15 protein-coding genes are annotated in these 14,415 nt (G+C 66.3%); 7 read left to right on the top strand and 8 right to left on the bottom strand.

The window, feature by feature from the left end:
- Position 1: 1 nt before the first annotated feature.
- Positions 2-976, top strand: a complete 975-nt coding sequence (locus AC59HU_RS16495; RefSeq protein ID WP_497224508.1) for a D-alanine--D-alanine ligase family protein — start codon at positions 2-4, stop codon at positions 974-976.
- Between the two features lie 234 nt (positions 977-1,210).
- On the opposite strand, the gene AC59HU_RS16490 is transcribed toward AC59HU_RS16495, so the two are convergent.
- From AC59HU_RS16490 to rpmH, 8 genes are all read right to left on the bottom strand, one after another.
- The gene (locus tag AC59HU_RS16490; RefSeq protein ID WP_497224507.1) at positions 1,211-2,215 is read right to left on the bottom strand and encodes a ParB/RepB/Spo0J family partition protein; all 1,005 of its coding nucleotides are present in this window, start codon (positions 2,213-2,215) and stop codon (positions 1,211-1,213) included.
- Positions 2,205-3,116, bottom strand: coding sequence for a ParA family protein (locus AC59HU_RS16485; protein WP_497224506.1), 912 nt, complete (start codon positions 3,114-3,116; stop codon positions 2,205-2,207). Before AC59HU_RS16485 ends, AC59HU_RS16490 begins: the two co-directional genes overlap by 11 nt.
- A 188-nt stretch (positions 3,117-3,304) precedes the next feature.
- Positions 3,305-3,946, bottom strand: coding sequence for a 16S rRNA (guanine(527)-N(7))-methyltransferase RsmG (gene rsmG / locus AC59HU_RS16480; protein WP_497224505.1), 642 nt, complete (start codon positions 3,944-3,946; stop codon positions 3,305-3,307).
- A gap of 11 nt (positions 3,947-3,957) precedes the next feature.
- A complete protein-coding gene (locus tag AC59HU_RS16475) occupies positions 3,958-4,551 on the bottom strand; it encodes a Jag family protein (RefSeq protein ID WP_497224504.1) in 594 nt (197 codons plus the stop codon).
- A complete protein-coding gene (gene yidC, locus AC59HU_RS16470) occupies positions 4,548-5,519 on the bottom strand; it encodes a membrane protein insertase YidC (protein WP_066039892.1) in 972 nt (323 codons plus the stop codon). The genes AC59HU_RS16475 and yidC overlap by 4 nt, the downstream gene beginning before the upstream one ends.
- 9 nt (positions 5,520-5,528) lie before the next feature.
- The gene (gene yidD / locus AC59HU_RS16465) at positions 5,529-5,840 is read right to left on the bottom strand and encodes a membrane protein insertion efficiency factor YidD (RefSeq protein WP_497224503.1); all 312 of its coding nucleotides are present in this window, start codon (positions 5,838-5,840) and stop codon (positions 5,529-5,531) included.
- Positions 5,837-6,181 carry a ribonuclease P protein component gene (rnpA, locus tag AC59HU_RS16460; protein WP_497224502.1) on the bottom strand — a complete coding sequence of 115 codons (345 nt, stop codon included), beginning with the start codon at positions 6,179-6,181 and terminating at the stop codon, positions 5,837-5,839. Before rnpA ends, yidD begins: the two co-directional genes overlap by 4 nt.
- 17 nt (positions 6,182-6,198) lie before the next feature.
- On the bottom strand, positions 6,199-6,336 hold the full coding sequence (gene rpmH / locus AC59HU_RS16455; RefSeq protein WP_022895130.1) for a 50S ribosomal protein L34: 138 nt from the start codon (positions 6,334-6,336) through the stop codon (positions 6,199-6,201).
- Between the two features lie 384 nt (positions 6,337-6,720).
- On the opposite strand from rpmH, the gene dnaA reads away from it, so the two are divergent.
- From dnaA to gyrB, 6 genes are all read left to right on the top strand, one after another.
- Positions 6,721-8,184 carry a chromosomal replication initiator protein DnaA gene (gene dnaA, locus AC59HU_RS16450; RefSeq protein WP_497224577.1) on the top strand — a complete coding sequence of 488 codons (1,464 nt, stop codon included), beginning with the start codon at positions 6,721-6,723 and terminating at the stop codon, positions 8,182-8,184.
- A 353-nt stretch (positions 8,185-8,537) separates the two neighbouring features.
- Positions 8,538-9,683: a DNA polymerase III subunit beta gene (gene dnaN, locus AC59HU_RS16445; RefSeq protein WP_497224501.1), complete on the top strand. Its 1,146-nt coding sequence runs from the start codon at positions 8,538-8,540 to the stop codon at positions 9,681-9,683.
- A 37-nt stretch (positions 9,684-9,720) separates the two neighbouring features.
- Positions 9,721-10,608 carry a phosphogluconate dehydrogenase (NAD(+)-dependent, decarboxylating) gene (gnd, locus tag AC59HU_RS16440; protein WP_497224500.1) on the top strand — a complete coding sequence of 296 codons (888 nt, stop codon included), beginning with the start codon at positions 9,721-9,723 and terminating at the stop codon, positions 10,606-10,608.
- Positions 10,609-10,617: 9 nt separating this feature from the next.
- Positions 10,618-11,805 (top strand): DNA replication/repair protein RecF, encoded by a 1,188-nt coding sequence (gene recF, locus AC59HU_RS16435; RefSeq protein ID WP_497224499.1) that lies wholly within the window; start codon positions 10,618-10,620, stop codon positions 11,803-11,805.
- Positions 11,802-12,290 carry a DciA family protein gene (locus tag AC59HU_RS16430; RefSeq protein WP_497224498.1) on the top strand — a complete coding sequence of 163 codons (489 nt, stop codon included), beginning with the start codon at positions 11,802-11,804 and terminating at the stop codon, positions 12,288-12,290. The genes recF and AC59HU_RS16430 overlap by 4 nt, the downstream gene beginning before the upstream one ends.
- A gap of 135 nt (positions 12,291-12,425) precedes the next feature.
- The gene (gyrB, locus tag AC59HU_RS16425; protein ID WP_497224497.1) at positions 12,426-14,399 is read left to right on the top strand and encodes a DNA topoisomerase (ATP-hydrolyzing) subunit B; all 1,974 of its coding nucleotides are present in this window, start codon (positions 12,426-12,428) and stop codon (positions 14,397-14,399) included.
- The last annotated feature ends 16 nt before the right edge of the window (positions 14,400-14,415 follow it).

The raw sequence follows: 14,415 nt of genomic DNA, 5'->3' as shown, positions 1-14,415 counted from the left end.
GATGACCGACTCGCACGAACAGATCGTCCCCCGCACCGTCGTGGTCCTCGCCGGCGGCATCTCGCACGAGCGCGACGTCTCGCTCCGCTCGGGCCGGCGAGTCGCCGACAGCCTCAGCCAGCGCGGTCACATCGTCATCCTCCGCGATCCGGATGCGTCGCTCCTGCCGTTCCTGGACGAGACGCGACCCGACGTGGTCTGGCCCGCCCTCCACGGTGCGAGTGGTGAAGACGGCGCTCTTCGTGCGCTGCTCGAGGCGATCGGTGTCCCGTACGTCGGCTCGCGCTCGGACGCGGCCCGTCTGGCCTGGAACAAGCCCACCGCGAAGGTCCTGGTCGAGCGCGGCGGTTTCGCGACCCCGCGATCCATCACCCTTCCGCGCGACACCTTCCGCGAGCTCGGCGCCACCGAGGTGCTCGCCCGCGTCGCAGCCGATCTCGGCAGCTCGCTGGTCGTGAAGCCGGCGCAGGGCGGCTCGGCTCTAGGTGTCGGAGTGATCTCGTCGACCGACGATCTGCCGCGTGCCGTCGTCGACGCGTACACCTACGGCGAGGTCGCCCTGATCGAGCAGCGCATTCACGGCGTGGAGGTCTCGGTCGGCGTCGTCGACCTCGGAGACGGGCCGTTCGCGCTTCCGGTCGTGGAGATCGAGCCCCGATCTGGCGTCTACAGTTTCGAGGCGCGGTACAACGCGGGGGAGACCCACTTCTTCGTTCCCGCTCGCTTGGACGACGAGACCGCTCGCGTCGCGCAGGAGACGGCGCTGGCGATCCACCAGCTCCTGGGACTGCGGCACATCTCGCGGGTCGACCTGATCATCGACGACTCCGGCGTCGCGTGGTTCCTTGAGGCGAATGTGCTGCCCGGGCTCACCGAGACATCGATCGTGCCGCAGGCCATCCTCGCCGCCGGCTTCACGCTCGGCAGCGTCTATGCAGCCCTGAGCGACTTGGCGATCGCCGACGCCGCTCGCTGACGGACCCTCCGCCGCCTCCACGGCCCGCAACGTTTCACGTGAAACATCGGCCTCGATCGTGCGGTCAAGCGTGAAAGCGCACACGTCCCGCACGTTTTCGCTCAGTGAATGTTTCACGTGAAACACTTCGGTCTGTCGAGCTAGGGCCCTGCCTGCCCCACGGCATCGCCTAGCGGCGCCAAGATGCCGGGTCGATGTTTCACGTGAAACATGCACGACTGGTGGGGGAGGGGCTCAGCGGCGACCGAAGCCGTCCTCGCCCAGCTCGGCGAGGATTCGATTCAGGTCCTCGATCGTCGCGAAGTCGATGACGATCTGACCCTTCGATCGGCCGAGGCTGACCCGCACCCGCGTGTTGAGGCGATCACCGAGCCGCTCGCCGATCTCATCGAGATGGCCACGCTTCGTTCCGGCCGTCGGCTTGGCGCGGGAGGCCTTCGGTGCCGACGACGCCAGCGCCTCAGCGGCGCGCACCGACAGATCCTCATTCACGATCTTGTCGGCGAGCTTCGTCATCGCATCCACATCGCCCACCGCGAGCACCGCACGGGCGTGACCTGCACTCAGCACTCCGGCAGCCACGCGATTCTGCACCTCCGGGGGCAGGCGCAGCAAGCGAAGCGTGTTCGTGATCTGCGGCCGCGACCGGCCGATCCGCTCAGCCAGCTGCTCCTGGGTGATGCCGAAGTCGTCGAGAAGTTGCTGGTAGGCCGAAGCCTCTTCCAGCGGATTCAGCTGCGACCGGTGGAGGTTCTCCAGCAACGCGTCGCGCAGCATGTCCTCGTCGGCCGTGTTCCGCACCACGGCGGGGATCGAGTCCAGTCCCGCTTCTTTGGTGGCACGCAGACGGCGCTCGCCCATGATGAGCTCGTACTGCTGCGGCTCGCCGGCCGTCAGAGGGAGCTCACGCACCACGATCGGCTGCAGAACACCGAACTCCTTGACCGAGTGCACCAGTTCGGCGAGGTCCGACTCGTCGAACACGCTCCGCGGCTGCTTCGCATTCGGCACGATGAACGCGGGATCCAGCTGCGCCAGCCGCGCACCCGGAACCGGAAGCAGATCCACGGTCGCCTCCGCGGTGTCGGAGCCGAACCGGTTGGTCGTCCCCGGCTGCCCCTCGCGCGACGGGGTGTCGAAGAACACGTCGACCGGACGCGCACCTTCCACTCGCGGCTCGTCGGTCGGGATCAATGCGCCGATGCCGCGGCCAAGGCCGGTTCTCTTCTTAGTTGCCACGAGGAGCTCCTCTGTCTGCGATTTCGGCGGCGGCTTCGAGGTACGAGACCGAACCGGGTGAACTGGGGTCGAAGCTGATGACGGTCTGGCCGTAGCTCGGTGCCTCGGAGATGCGCACGGACCGGGGGATCACGGCGTGCAGCGTCTCCGCGGGGAAGTGGGCGCGCACATCCTCTGCCACCTGGAAGGCCAGGCGGGTGCGACCGTCGTACATGGTGAGGAGGATCGTCGAGACCGCCAGCGTCGGATTGAGGTGACGCTCGATCAGCCCGATGTTGTTGAGCAGCTGGCTGAGGCCCTCGAGTGCGTAATACTCGCACTGAATCGGGATGAGGACCTCCCGCGCGGCCACGAAGGCATTGATCGTCAACAGTCCGAGCGAGGGAGGGCAGTCGATCAAAACATAATGGAACGGCGTGCCAGCTTCATCCATCGCCGCGAGATAGCGATCGAGGGCGCCCCGAAGCCGCTGCTCGCGGGCCACCATGGGGACCAGCTCGATCTCGGCGCCCGCCAGATGGATGGTGGCGGGAAGGCAGAACAGATTCTCCGACTCGGGGCTCTGCTGCACGACCTCGACCATGGGCTCGTCGCGGATCAAGACGTCGTAGACACTCTGCTGCTCGCCACGGTGTTCGACTCCGAGAGCAGTGGAGGCATTGCCTTGCGGGTCGAGGTCGATGACGAGAACGCGCGCGTCGTTCCGCGCGAGGGCCGCGGCCAGATTGACGGTCGTCGTCGTCTTTCCGACGCCGCCCTTCTGGTTCGCGACGGTCAGAACCCGCGGCGACGCAGGAAGCGGATATTCACGCGTCGCGAGTTGACGGCGACGCTGCGACAGATCGGCCAGCTCACGAGCCAGGGGAGTCGAGGCGTCGAAGGCGGTGGCATCGCTGGTCATTCACAAATCCTGTCGTGATGTTTCACGTGAAACATAGTGGGGTGGAACACCCGAACGGACGAGACTTCGATCGTATCGAATGAGGCTGACAGTCACGACCGGGGGAGGGGTCGGATCTGACGACACGCCGGCCCGCGAACCACATCGACAGTCAGACCGACAGAGCGAGTGGTCGGAGCACGAGCCGCTCAGGGAGTGCGGGCGAGGATGACCCGGGTCACGTCGATCCCGAGCTCCTCGCCGAGAACCACGACCTCGACGTCGTGGAGCTTGTACTTGCGGATCGCCTTCTCCGCAGCGTCGATCTCGGCGGCCGCACCGGCGCCCTTCATCAGCACCATCTCTCCGCCGGAGTGCAGCAGGGGCGCGCACAGCGGGATCAACTTGCTGAACGCACTGACCGCACGCGCCGTCACCTGGTCGAGCTTCGGCAGCTCCCGGGCCTCCTCGGCGCGGGCCCGAAGCACGGCGACGTTGGTCAGCCCCAACGCGACCTTCTGCTCCTCGAGCCAGTGCACGCGTCGCTCCATCGGCTCGATCAACACGAAGTCGACGTCCGGGCGCGCGATCGCGAGCACGATTCCGGGGAGACCGGCGCCACTGCCGATGTCTCCCACCCGGCCCGGCCGAAGCAGGGGAGCGACCAGCGCGCAGTTGATGACGTGCCTGGTCCAGATGCGGGGCAGCTCGAGCGGCCCGATCAGGCCGAGCTCTTCACCGCGCCCGACGAGATCGGCGGTGTACGCCCGCGCGAGGTCGATCCGGTCGCCGAAGAGTTGCGAGGCGATCGCCGGCTCCGACTCGGGTACGACGGTGTCGAGTTCGCCCACAGCCGTGCCGATCAGGCGCGTGCGATGACGGTGTGACGGTCGCGGCCTTCGCCCTCGGACTCCGAGGAGAACCCACGTGCCGCCACGATGTCGTGAACGAGCTTGCGCTCGTACGACGACATGGGCTCGAGCGCGGCGGTCACCGAACCGGCCTCGATGTCCGAGATCGCGGAGTCGACCAGGCGCTCGAGCTCGCGCTGGCGCTGCTCGCGGCTTCCGCCCACATCCAGGATCAGTCGGGAGAACTCGCCGGTCTTCGTCTGCACCGCGAGGCGGGTCAGCTCCTGAAGGGCCGACACCGTGTCCGGGCGGGAGAGCAGGCGGAGGTTGCTGTCGCCGGATGCGTTCACCGAGATGTACGCCCGGCCATCCGTCACCTCGATGTCGATGTCGCCGTCGAGGTCACAGATGTCGAGCAGCTCTTCGATGTAGTCAGCGGCAACATCGCCCTCGTCCACACCGGAAACCACACCGTCGCCCGCGCCGGTTCCGGCCTCAGCAGCAGCTCCACCAGCCTCGCCGACCCCGCCCCGGTCATCCATCACGTCGACGGCCTCGGTCGCCTCGAACTCCTCGGTTCCCGTGCTCTCGGTCACATCACTCATTTCTTGTCGCCTTGCTGCTTCTTGGCCCGGTTCTTGCTCACGGGCTGCTGTCGTTGGGTGGTCTTCGGCGCCTCCGGGATCGACTCGATCGCGGGTGCCCCCTTGCTCGGCTCGAGCTTGCCCTTCTTGGCAAGACGTGCCTCACGGGCCTTCGCGGCCTCGCTGCCGGGGGTCGGCATGTTGCGGATCACGAGGAACTGCTGGCCCATGGTCCAGAGGTTCGAGGTGAGCCAGTAGAACATGACGCCGAGCGGGAAGGCGACACCTGAGAAGACGAACACCAGCGGGAGGATGTAGAGCAGCACGCGCTGCTGCTTGAACATCGGGCTGGCCTTGGCCTCGGGGGACTGGTTCTTGGCCATGATCTGCAGCTGCGTGTAGAACTGCGACGCGGTCATCAGCACGACCATGAGGCCTGCGATCACCATGACCTGCCAAGGGCCGCCGTTGTTCCACGACCCGATGAAGGTGTCGTGCAGCGGGGCGACGCCGAACAGCGTCGCGTTGCCGAACTGCTCACCGAGCTGGGCGTTGAGCGGGCCGACGCCGGCCTGACCCTTCTGGGCGTTGTTCAGCACCGAGAACAGGCTGAAGAAGATCGGCATCTGCAGCAGCAGCGGCAGACAGGATGCGAGCGGGTTGGTGCCCGTCTTGCGGTACAGCTCCATGGTCTCCCGCGACATCGCCTCGCGCGAGAACTGGTCTTTCTTGCCCTTGTACTTGTCCTGGATCTTCTTCAGCTGCGGGGCGACCTCGAGCATCTTGCGCTGGCTCTTGATCTGGCGCACGAAGATCGGGATGAGCGCCGCCCGCACCACGAGCACGAGGCCCACGATGGAGAGGACCCAGGTCAGACCCGCCGCGGGGTCGAGCCCGATGAAGGTCCAGAGGTAGTGCCAGCCCACCAGGATGAGCTCCACGACCCATTTGATGGGCCAGAGGATGGTATCGAGAAACGGGATTTCCATTGGGTGGGGTCAGCCCTTTCCATGGCTAGCTGATACTACGAAACCGAACGGCGTCAGCCGATATCTCTGGCGACGGAGGGGAGGCACGTCGTCGACGCCGCCCTTCGCCCAGGGGTGGCACCGCGCGATGCGGTACACGCCGAGTGCCGAGCCGACGATCAGGCCACGCTGCTGGATCGCCTGGAGTGTGTAGGAGGAGCACGAGGGGTAGTACCGGCAGACGTCTCCGTACAGCGGGGAGATCACCGCCCGGTAGGCCCGGAGCAGGAGCACGGCCAGATTCCGCGGCACGAGCACGAGCGCAGTCACCACCGACGTCATGCGAGCACGGATCCTTTTGTGAGAGAACGCGAGAGTTCTTCGAAGAGTACGCGGTAAGGCTGGGACGAAGCTCCGGGCAGTGCGCGCACCACGATGTCGGTGCCGGGCCGGACATCCGGCAGCAGGGCGTACGACGCGGCCTTCAACCGCCGGCGCACGCGATTGCGCACGACGGCGATCCCGACCGTCTTCGCCACGATGAACCCGAAACGCGCATCCGACGACGGATCGTCGGATGCGCGAATGTAGGTCACGGTGTGCGGGCCGACGATCTTCGCACTTCGACGCACGGTCCCGCGATAGTCACGGCCGTGCGTGATGCGATTGGCTTTGGCCAGCACCGCGGATGACGGAGTGCCTAGGCAGACAGCTCGGTGCGCCCCTTGCGGCGGCGAGCCGAGAGGATGGCGCGACCCGCACGGGTGCGCATGCGCAGACGGAAGCCGTGCACCTTGGCGCGACGGCGGTTGTTCGGCTGGAAAGTTCGCTTGCTCATAATGATCTCCGTGATCCGACAGGCGCACCGGATGGATGCCGTCGTGAAGTGGTGTTGTTCAGGAGTGTGGACGAGTTCCACAAGTCAACTGATTAAAACTACGGCCAGAATCGCCTGCGGTCAAACCGATGGGCACGAAGAATCAATTATCCACACCCTGTGGACAGGATCTGTGAACGACACACCCACCGTCAATCCGCCGAACTTGCCCTGCGCCATGGCAGTCACTAGCTTAGGTGCCTACAGTTACTAACAGCCGGCGGGGGCTCACGGCCCGGCTGAGGTCGGGCGCGTTCCAGCTCGGCCCGCGACAGAAGTTCGACAGGAGTTCCTTTGGCTGACGGTGCCAGTTCGACAGAAGACAACTGGCGGTCGGTCCTCCAGGTGCTGTCGACGGACGACCGGATCACCCCGCAGCTGAAGGGCTTCCTGGGCCTGGTCGTGCCGAAGGGGATCCTCGGCGGTTCCTTCTACCTCGAGGTGCCGAACGACTTCACCCGCGACATGCTCGAACAGCGCGTGCGCCCCTCCCTCCTCTCCGCACTCGGCACCCTCGATCCGCAGCTCGGGGTCAGCAGCTTCTCGGTCGTGGTCAATCCCGACATCGACGGCTACCAGACCCCCGCCACGGAGACCGGGCCCCTCGCGACCGGCCCCCTCGCGACCGGCCCCCTCGCCACAGGCCCACTGGCGTCGGGTGCACTGACGTCCGCAGCACTGAGCTCCGGCATCGCCGCCGAGTCCTCCTACGTCGAGTCGGTCGCCCCTCCGGTGCAGGAGACGGTCGGCCCGCTCCGCAACAACGACACCCGGCTGAACCCGAAGTACTCCTTCGACAACTTCGTCATCGGCGGCTCGAACCGCTTCGCCCACGCCGCCGCGGTCGCGGTGGCCGAGGCGCCGGCCAAGGCCTACAACCCCTTGTTCATCTACGGCGACTCCGGCCTCGGCAAGACGCACCTCCTCCACGCGATCGGCCACTACGCGATCAGCCTCTATCCCGGGGTGCGGGTGCGGTACGTCAGCTCCGAGGAGTTCACGAACGACTTCATCAACTCGATCGCCAACAACCGCGGCGCCGCCTTCCATTCGCGGTACCGCGACATCGACCTGCTGCTGATCGACGACATCCAGTTCCTCCAGGGGAAGGCCGAGACGCAGGAGGCCTTCTTCCACACCTTCAACACGCTGCACGACCACAACAAGCAGGTGGTCATCACCAGCGACCTGCCCCCCAAGCACCTCACCGGCTTCGAAGACCGGATGCGCACCCGCTTCGAGTGGGGCCTGATCACGGATGTGCAGACCCCCGACCTCGAGACCCGCATCGCCATCCTCCGCAAGAAGGCGCAGAGCGAGCGGCTCCGGGTGCCCGACGACATCCTCGAGTTCATGGCGACCAAGGTGTCGAGCAACGTGCGCGAGCTCGAAGGCACCCTCATCCGGGTCACCGCGTTCGCGAGCCTCAACCGCACCCCGGTCGACATGCAGCTGGTTCAGACCGTGCTGAAGGATCTGATCACCCTCGACGACGACAACGTCATCGCGCCGGTCGACATCATCAATCACACCGCCGAGTACTTCAAGCTCTCGGTCGACGACCTCTACGGCTCCTCCCGTTCGCAGGCCATCGCCACGGCGCGTCAGATCGCGATGTACCTCTGCCGCGAGATGACGAGCCTGTCGCTGCCGAAGATCGGCCAGCTGTTCGGCGGTCGCGATCACACCACGGTGATGTACGCCAACAACAAGATCGGCAAGCTGATGACCGAGAAGCGGTCGATCTACAACCAGGTCACCGAGATCTCGAACCGGATCAAGCACAACCAGCGCTACAAGAGCGCCTGAGCGCGACCTGACCTCGTTGTCCACAGATTGTGAAAAGCGTGTGGATAAGTTCCCGCTTCATGTTGAGCGATTCGGAATCCGTGTGGAAACGTTCGAGATGGGTTCACCCCGAGTTCGTCCGCACCCACACGCCCTTCACACTCGGCCAACAACTCACACGGGTGTAGTTCTCGGTGACGACGCGGTTTAAACAGACTTATCCACATATCCACAGACGTTAAGAAGATTAAGAAATCTCTTTAATGAAAATGACATCCGACAACCTTGTGTGATCCGGAACGCTCTCGGGGCCGACGGCCGCACCCGATAGCATTGACCGACTCAAGGTCTCAATTGCCGACAGAGGTGACTTCGTGAAGTTCCAAGTAAACCGAGACGTCTTCAGCGAGGCCGTGTCCTTCGCCGTGAAGCTCCTGCCTCAGCGCACGACGCTCCCCATCCTGAGCGGTGTGCTCATCGAGGCGACGGATGCGGGGCTCACCCTCTCGTCGTTCGACTACGAGGTCTCGGCCCAGACCCAGATCCAGGCCGACGTCGAGGAGCCCGGGGTCATCCTGGTCTCCGGCCGACTGCTCTCGGACATCGCCAGCCGACTCCCGAACGCACCGGTGCGCTTCTCGACGGAGGACTCGAGGATCGTCGTGAGCTGCGGCACCGCCCGGTTCACCCTGCTGAGCATGCCGGTCGAGGAGTATCCGACGCTGCCGCAGGTGGGCGCCGAGTCCGGGCTGCTGCCGGCCGAGCAGTTCGCCGCCGCGGTCTCGCAGGTCGCGGTCGCCGCGTCGCGCGACGACGTCACCCCGGTGATCACCGGCGTGCAGCTCGAGGTGAGCGAGAACAGCATTTCCCTGGTCGCAACCGACCGGTACCGTGTCGCGGTCCGCAACATCGACTGGGACTCCAACGACTCGGGCACCACCTCGGCCACCGCGCTGGTTCCGGCACGCACGCTGCAGGAGGTCGGCAAGACCTTCGGCAACGCCGGCACGATCTCGGTCGCGATCACGAATTCGGACGACCGCGAGCTGATCGCCTTCAAGAGCGACAAGAAGACCGTGACGACGCTGCTGATCAAGGGCAACTTCCCCCCGGTCAAGCGACTGTTCCCGGAGAGCGTCGACAACTACGCGGTCATCAACACCGCCGACCTGATCGAGGCGACCAAGCGCGTCTCGCTGGTGCTCGAGCGCGAGGCCGCGCTCCGCTTCACCTTCACGATCGACGGCGTGACCCTCGAGGCGATCGGCTCCGAGCAGGCCCAGGCCTCCGAGTCGATCGACGCGTTGCTCACGGGGCAGGACACGGTGGTCTCGCTCAAGCCGCAGTTCCTGCTCGACGGGCTGAGCGCGGTGCACTCCGAGTTCGTGCGCATCTCGTTCACGAAGACCGACAACCCGAACAAGCCCGGCCCGGTGCTGATCACCAGCCAGTCCTCGAAAGACCAGCCGGGGTCGGACGACTACAAGTACCTGCTGCAGCCGAACCTGTTGTTGCGCTGACGCACCCCCACACCACACACCTCACAAGGAGTAGGCAATGAACCTCGGACTCATCGGTCTTGGCAAGATGGGCAACAACATGCGCGCCCGTCTGCAGCACGCCGGCATCGACGTGGTGGGGTACGACACCAACCCCGCGGTGAGCGACGTCCCCGACCTCGCCGCCCTCGCGGCCGCTCTGCCGGCTCCCCGCATCGTCTGGGTCATGGTCCCGGCCGGCGAGATCACCGACTCGGTCATCACCGACCTCGCCGGTGTGCTGGAGGAGGGCGACCTCATCATCGACGGCGGCAACTCGAAGTGGACCGAGGACTTCAAGCACTCCGAGTTCCTCACCCCGAAGGGCATCCAGTTCATGGACGCCGGGGTCTCCGGTGGCGTCTGGGGTCTCGAGAACGGCTACGGCCTGATGGTCGGCGGCACCGTCGAGAACGTCGAGCGCGCCATGCCGATCTTCGACGCGCTGCGCCCCGAGGGTCCGCGCGACGAGGGCTTCGTGCACGTGGGCGAGGTCGGCGCCGGCCACTACGCCAAGATGGTGCACAACGGCATCGAGTACGGGATGATGCAGGCCTACGCCGAGGGCTACGAGCTGCTCGACACCAAGAAGGACATCATCAAGGACGTCACGGGCACCTTCAAGGCCTGGCAGCGCGGCACCGTCGTGCGCTCCTGGCTGCTCGACCTCCTGGTGCGCGCCCTCGAGGCCGACCCGGAGTTCAAGGACATCCAGGGCTACGTGCAGGATTCCGGCGAGGGCCGGTGGACCTTGGAGGAGGCGATCGAGAACGCCGTCCCCATGCCCGCGATCAGCGCCGCGATCTTCGCCCGCTTCGTCTCGCGCCAGGAGGACTCGCCCTCGATGAAGGCCGTCGCGGCGCTGCGCAACCAGTTCGGCGGCCACGCGGTCAAAGAGCTCGACTAGTCACCTGGCTTGTACGTCCGTCACCTGAGCCTCACCGACTTCCGCAACTACGCCACCGCGGAGGTCGCGCTCGAACCCGGCCCCAATCTCTTCGTGGGCCGGAACGGACAGGGCAAGACCAACCTCGTCGAATCGCTCGGCTACCTGGCCACGCTCTCCTCGCACCGGGTCTCAACCGACCAGGCGCTGATCAGAGCGGGCCGGGATGCCGCGATCGTGCGGGCCCGGCTGGAGCACGACGGGCGCGAACTGCTCGTCGAGCTCCAGCTGAACCGCTCGGGGGCGAACCGAGCCCAGGTCAACCGGGCGGCGATCAAGCCGCGCGAGCTGCCGCGCTACCTGTCCACCGTGCTCTTCGCGCCGGAGGATCTCGCGCTGATCCGCGGGGAGCCGTCCACCCGGCGCCGGTTCGTGGATGCGCTGCTGGGTCAGCGATCGCCGCGGCTGCTCGGCGTCTTCTCCGACTACGAGCGGGTGCTGAAGCAACGCAACGCGCTCCTCAAGTCGGCCCGTGCATCCGGATTGAAGGATGCCAAGCTCAGCACCCTCGAACTCTGGAACGAGCGGCTGGTCGAGCTGGGCACCGAGATCATCGCCGAGCGACTCGCGATCACCCGGGCGCTCGGCCCGTTCGTGCGCGAGGCCTACCAGGCGGTGGCCGGTTCGGAGCAGGAGCCGACCCTCGAGCCGGTGCTGAGCATCCTGGCCGAGCGGCCGGGCGACGACGACGACGCGGGGCCGCAGGACGACGCACCCCGCGCATCCGGAGCCGACGCCCTGCCGAGCCGCGCCGAACTCGCCGACGGATTCCGGGCGGCACTGGAGAAGGTCGCCCGCGCCGAGCGCGACCGCGGCATCACGCTCGTGGGTCCGCACCGCGACGACGTGCTGTTCCGGCTCAACGGTCTGCCGGCGAAGGGGTACGCGAGCCACGGCGAGTCGTGGTCGTTCGCCCTGGCCCTGAAGCTGGCGTGCGCCGAACTGCTCCGCGCCGAGTCGAGCACCGGAGACCCGATCGTCATCCTCGACGACGTGTTCGCCGAGCTCGACCACGGCCGGCGGGGCCGGCTGGCGGATGCGGTGAAGGACTACGAGCAGGTGCTGATCACCGCCGCCGTGTACGACGACGTGCCCGAGGCGCTCACGGCGCACACCGTGCGCATCCAGGCCGGCACGATCGTGGAGGAGTTCTCGTGAGCGAGGCCACCGAGGTCTACCTCCGGCTGAAGGCCGCGTTCGGCGACCCGAACTCCCGCGCGGCGAAGTGGCGGGAGCGCAAGCGGCGCCGCGGAGACGACGACGAGGCGAGCGTCCCCTACGGCGTCGGCCGCGACCCGAAGGGGCTCGGAGACGTGATGGCGAACCTCTCGACCGAGCTGGGCTGGACCTCGTCGCTCGCGAAGAGCGACCTGCTGAACGCCTGGACCGAGATCGCCGGCCCGGAGACCGCCGAGCACTCGACCCCGATCGGGATCACCGACTCCGTGCTCACCGTGCAGTGCGACTCGACGGCGTGGGCGACGCAGCTGCGCCACATGCGCGTGCTGATCATGACGACCATCGCGCAGCGCTTCCCGGAGGCGGGCATCGAGTCGATCCGCTTCGAGGCCCCCCACGCCCCGTCCTGGAAAAGGGGCTCCAGATCGATTCCAGGGCGGGGTCCTCGCGATACCTACGGTTGACAGGGCAAATGTGGTCATCCCTCTGCAGAAAGTTCGTCACAGGGGCATATGAGCGCCGAATCACAGCCTTCGTTTGATAGAATGAAGGGTCGCCTGCCCGGCCGTTGGGCGCGGCACTGAGGAGCCCATTTCCATATGTCTGAATCGGACAAGGTCCACCCTGACAACGAGTACGGCGCGGACCAGATCCAGGTTCTTGAAGGCCTCGAGGCGGTGCGCAAGCGCCCCGGCATGTACATCGGTTCGACCGGCCCTCGCGGCCTGCACCACCTGGTCTACGAGATCGTCGACAACTCCGTCGACGAGGCCCTCGCCGGCTACGCGACCCACATCGAGGTGGTGATGCGGAAGGACGGCGGGATCACGGTGACCGACAACGGTCGCGGCATCCCCGTCGACATCCACCCCATCGAGAAGAAGTCGACCGTCGAGGTCGTGCTCACCATCCTGCACGCCGGCGGCAAGTTCGGCGGTGGCGGCTACGCGGTCTCCGGAGGCCTGCACGGCGTCGGCAGCTCGGTGGTCAACGCGCTCTCCAGCGAGCTCGACGTCGAGGTGCGCCGCCAGGGCAACGTCTACCGCCAGAGCTACAAGATCGGCGTGCCCCAGGCTCCGCTGGAGAAAGGGGAGTCGACCGACGAGACCGGCACCCGGATCACCTTCTGGCCGAGCATCGACATCTTCGAGACGATCGAGTTCGACTACGAGACGCTGCGGGCGCGCTTCCAGCAGATGGCGTTCCTCAACAAGGGCCTCGCCATCAAGCTCACCGACGAGCGCGGCGGCGACGACGGCACCGAGGAGGAGACCACGGTCACCTACCTCTACGAGAACGGTCTGAAGGACTACGTCGAGTACCTCAACCGCTCGAAGAAGGCCGACCTCGTGAACGAGGAGATCATCTCATTCGAGCAGGAGGACACCGAGCGCAAGATCGCGCTCGAGGTCGCGATGCAGTGGACCACCGGGTACACCGAGAGCGTCCACACCTACGCCAACACGATCAACACCCACGAGGGCGGCACGCACGAGGAAGGGTTCCGGGCGGCGCTGACGACGCTCGTGAACAAGTACGCGCGCGAGAAGAACATCATCAAGGAGAAGGACGACAACCTCTCCGGCGACGACGTGCGCGAGGGCCTGACCGCGGTCATCTCGATCAAGCTCGCCGAGCCGCAGTTCGAGGGCCAGACCAAGACCAAGCTCGGCAACACCGAGGCGAAGGCCTTCGTGCAGAAGGTCGTCGGCACCGAGCTCACCGACTGGTTCGACCGCAACCCCGTTCAGGCGCGCGACATCATCCGCAAGGCGATCCAGGCATCCCAGGCCCGGCTCGCCGCGCGGAAGGCCCGCGAGCAGACGCGCCGCAAGGGCCTGCTCGAGGGCGGCGGCATGCCGGGCAAGCTCAAGGACTGCTCGAGCCGCGACCCCGCCAGGAGCGAGATCTTCATCGTCGAGGGCGACTCGGCCGGTGGCTCCGCCATCCAGGGCCGCAACCCGGAGACCCAGGCGATCCTGCCGCTGCGCGGCAAGATCCTCAACGTCGAGAAGGCGCGGCTCGACCGCGCACTCGGCAACAACGAGGTCCAGGCGATGATCACCGCGTTCGGCGCCGGCATCGGGGAGGACTTCAACCCAGAGAAGGCCCGGTACCACAAGATCGTGCTGATGGCGGATGCGGATGTCGACGGCCAGCACATCACGACGCTGCTGCTGACCCTGGTGTTCCGCTACATGCGGCCGTTGATCGAGCTGGGCTACGTCTACCTCGCGATGCCGCCGCTGTACCGCCTCAAGTGGTCCAACTCCCCGCACGAGTACGTGTACTCGGATGCGGAGCGCGACGCGCTGCTCATCGACGGCCAGGCCGCCGGCAAGCGCATCCCGAAGGAGAACGGGATCCAGCGCTACAAGGGACTCGGTGAGATGGACTACCGGGAGCTCTGGGACACGACGATGGACCCCGACACCCGGACCCTGCGTCAGATCACCCTGGACGACGCGGCCGCGGCGGACGAGATCTTCTCGACCCTGATGGGGGAAGACGTCGAGTCGCGACGCAACTTCATCCAGAAGAACGCCAAAGACGTCCGCTTCCTCGACATCTGACCCGCGCTTTCGCGAA

This window comes from Herbiconiux sp. 320_LB (assembly GCF_059691755.1).
Note: the sequence above shows the minus strand (reverse complement) of the source record. Positions and strands in the feature narration are given on the sequence as shown.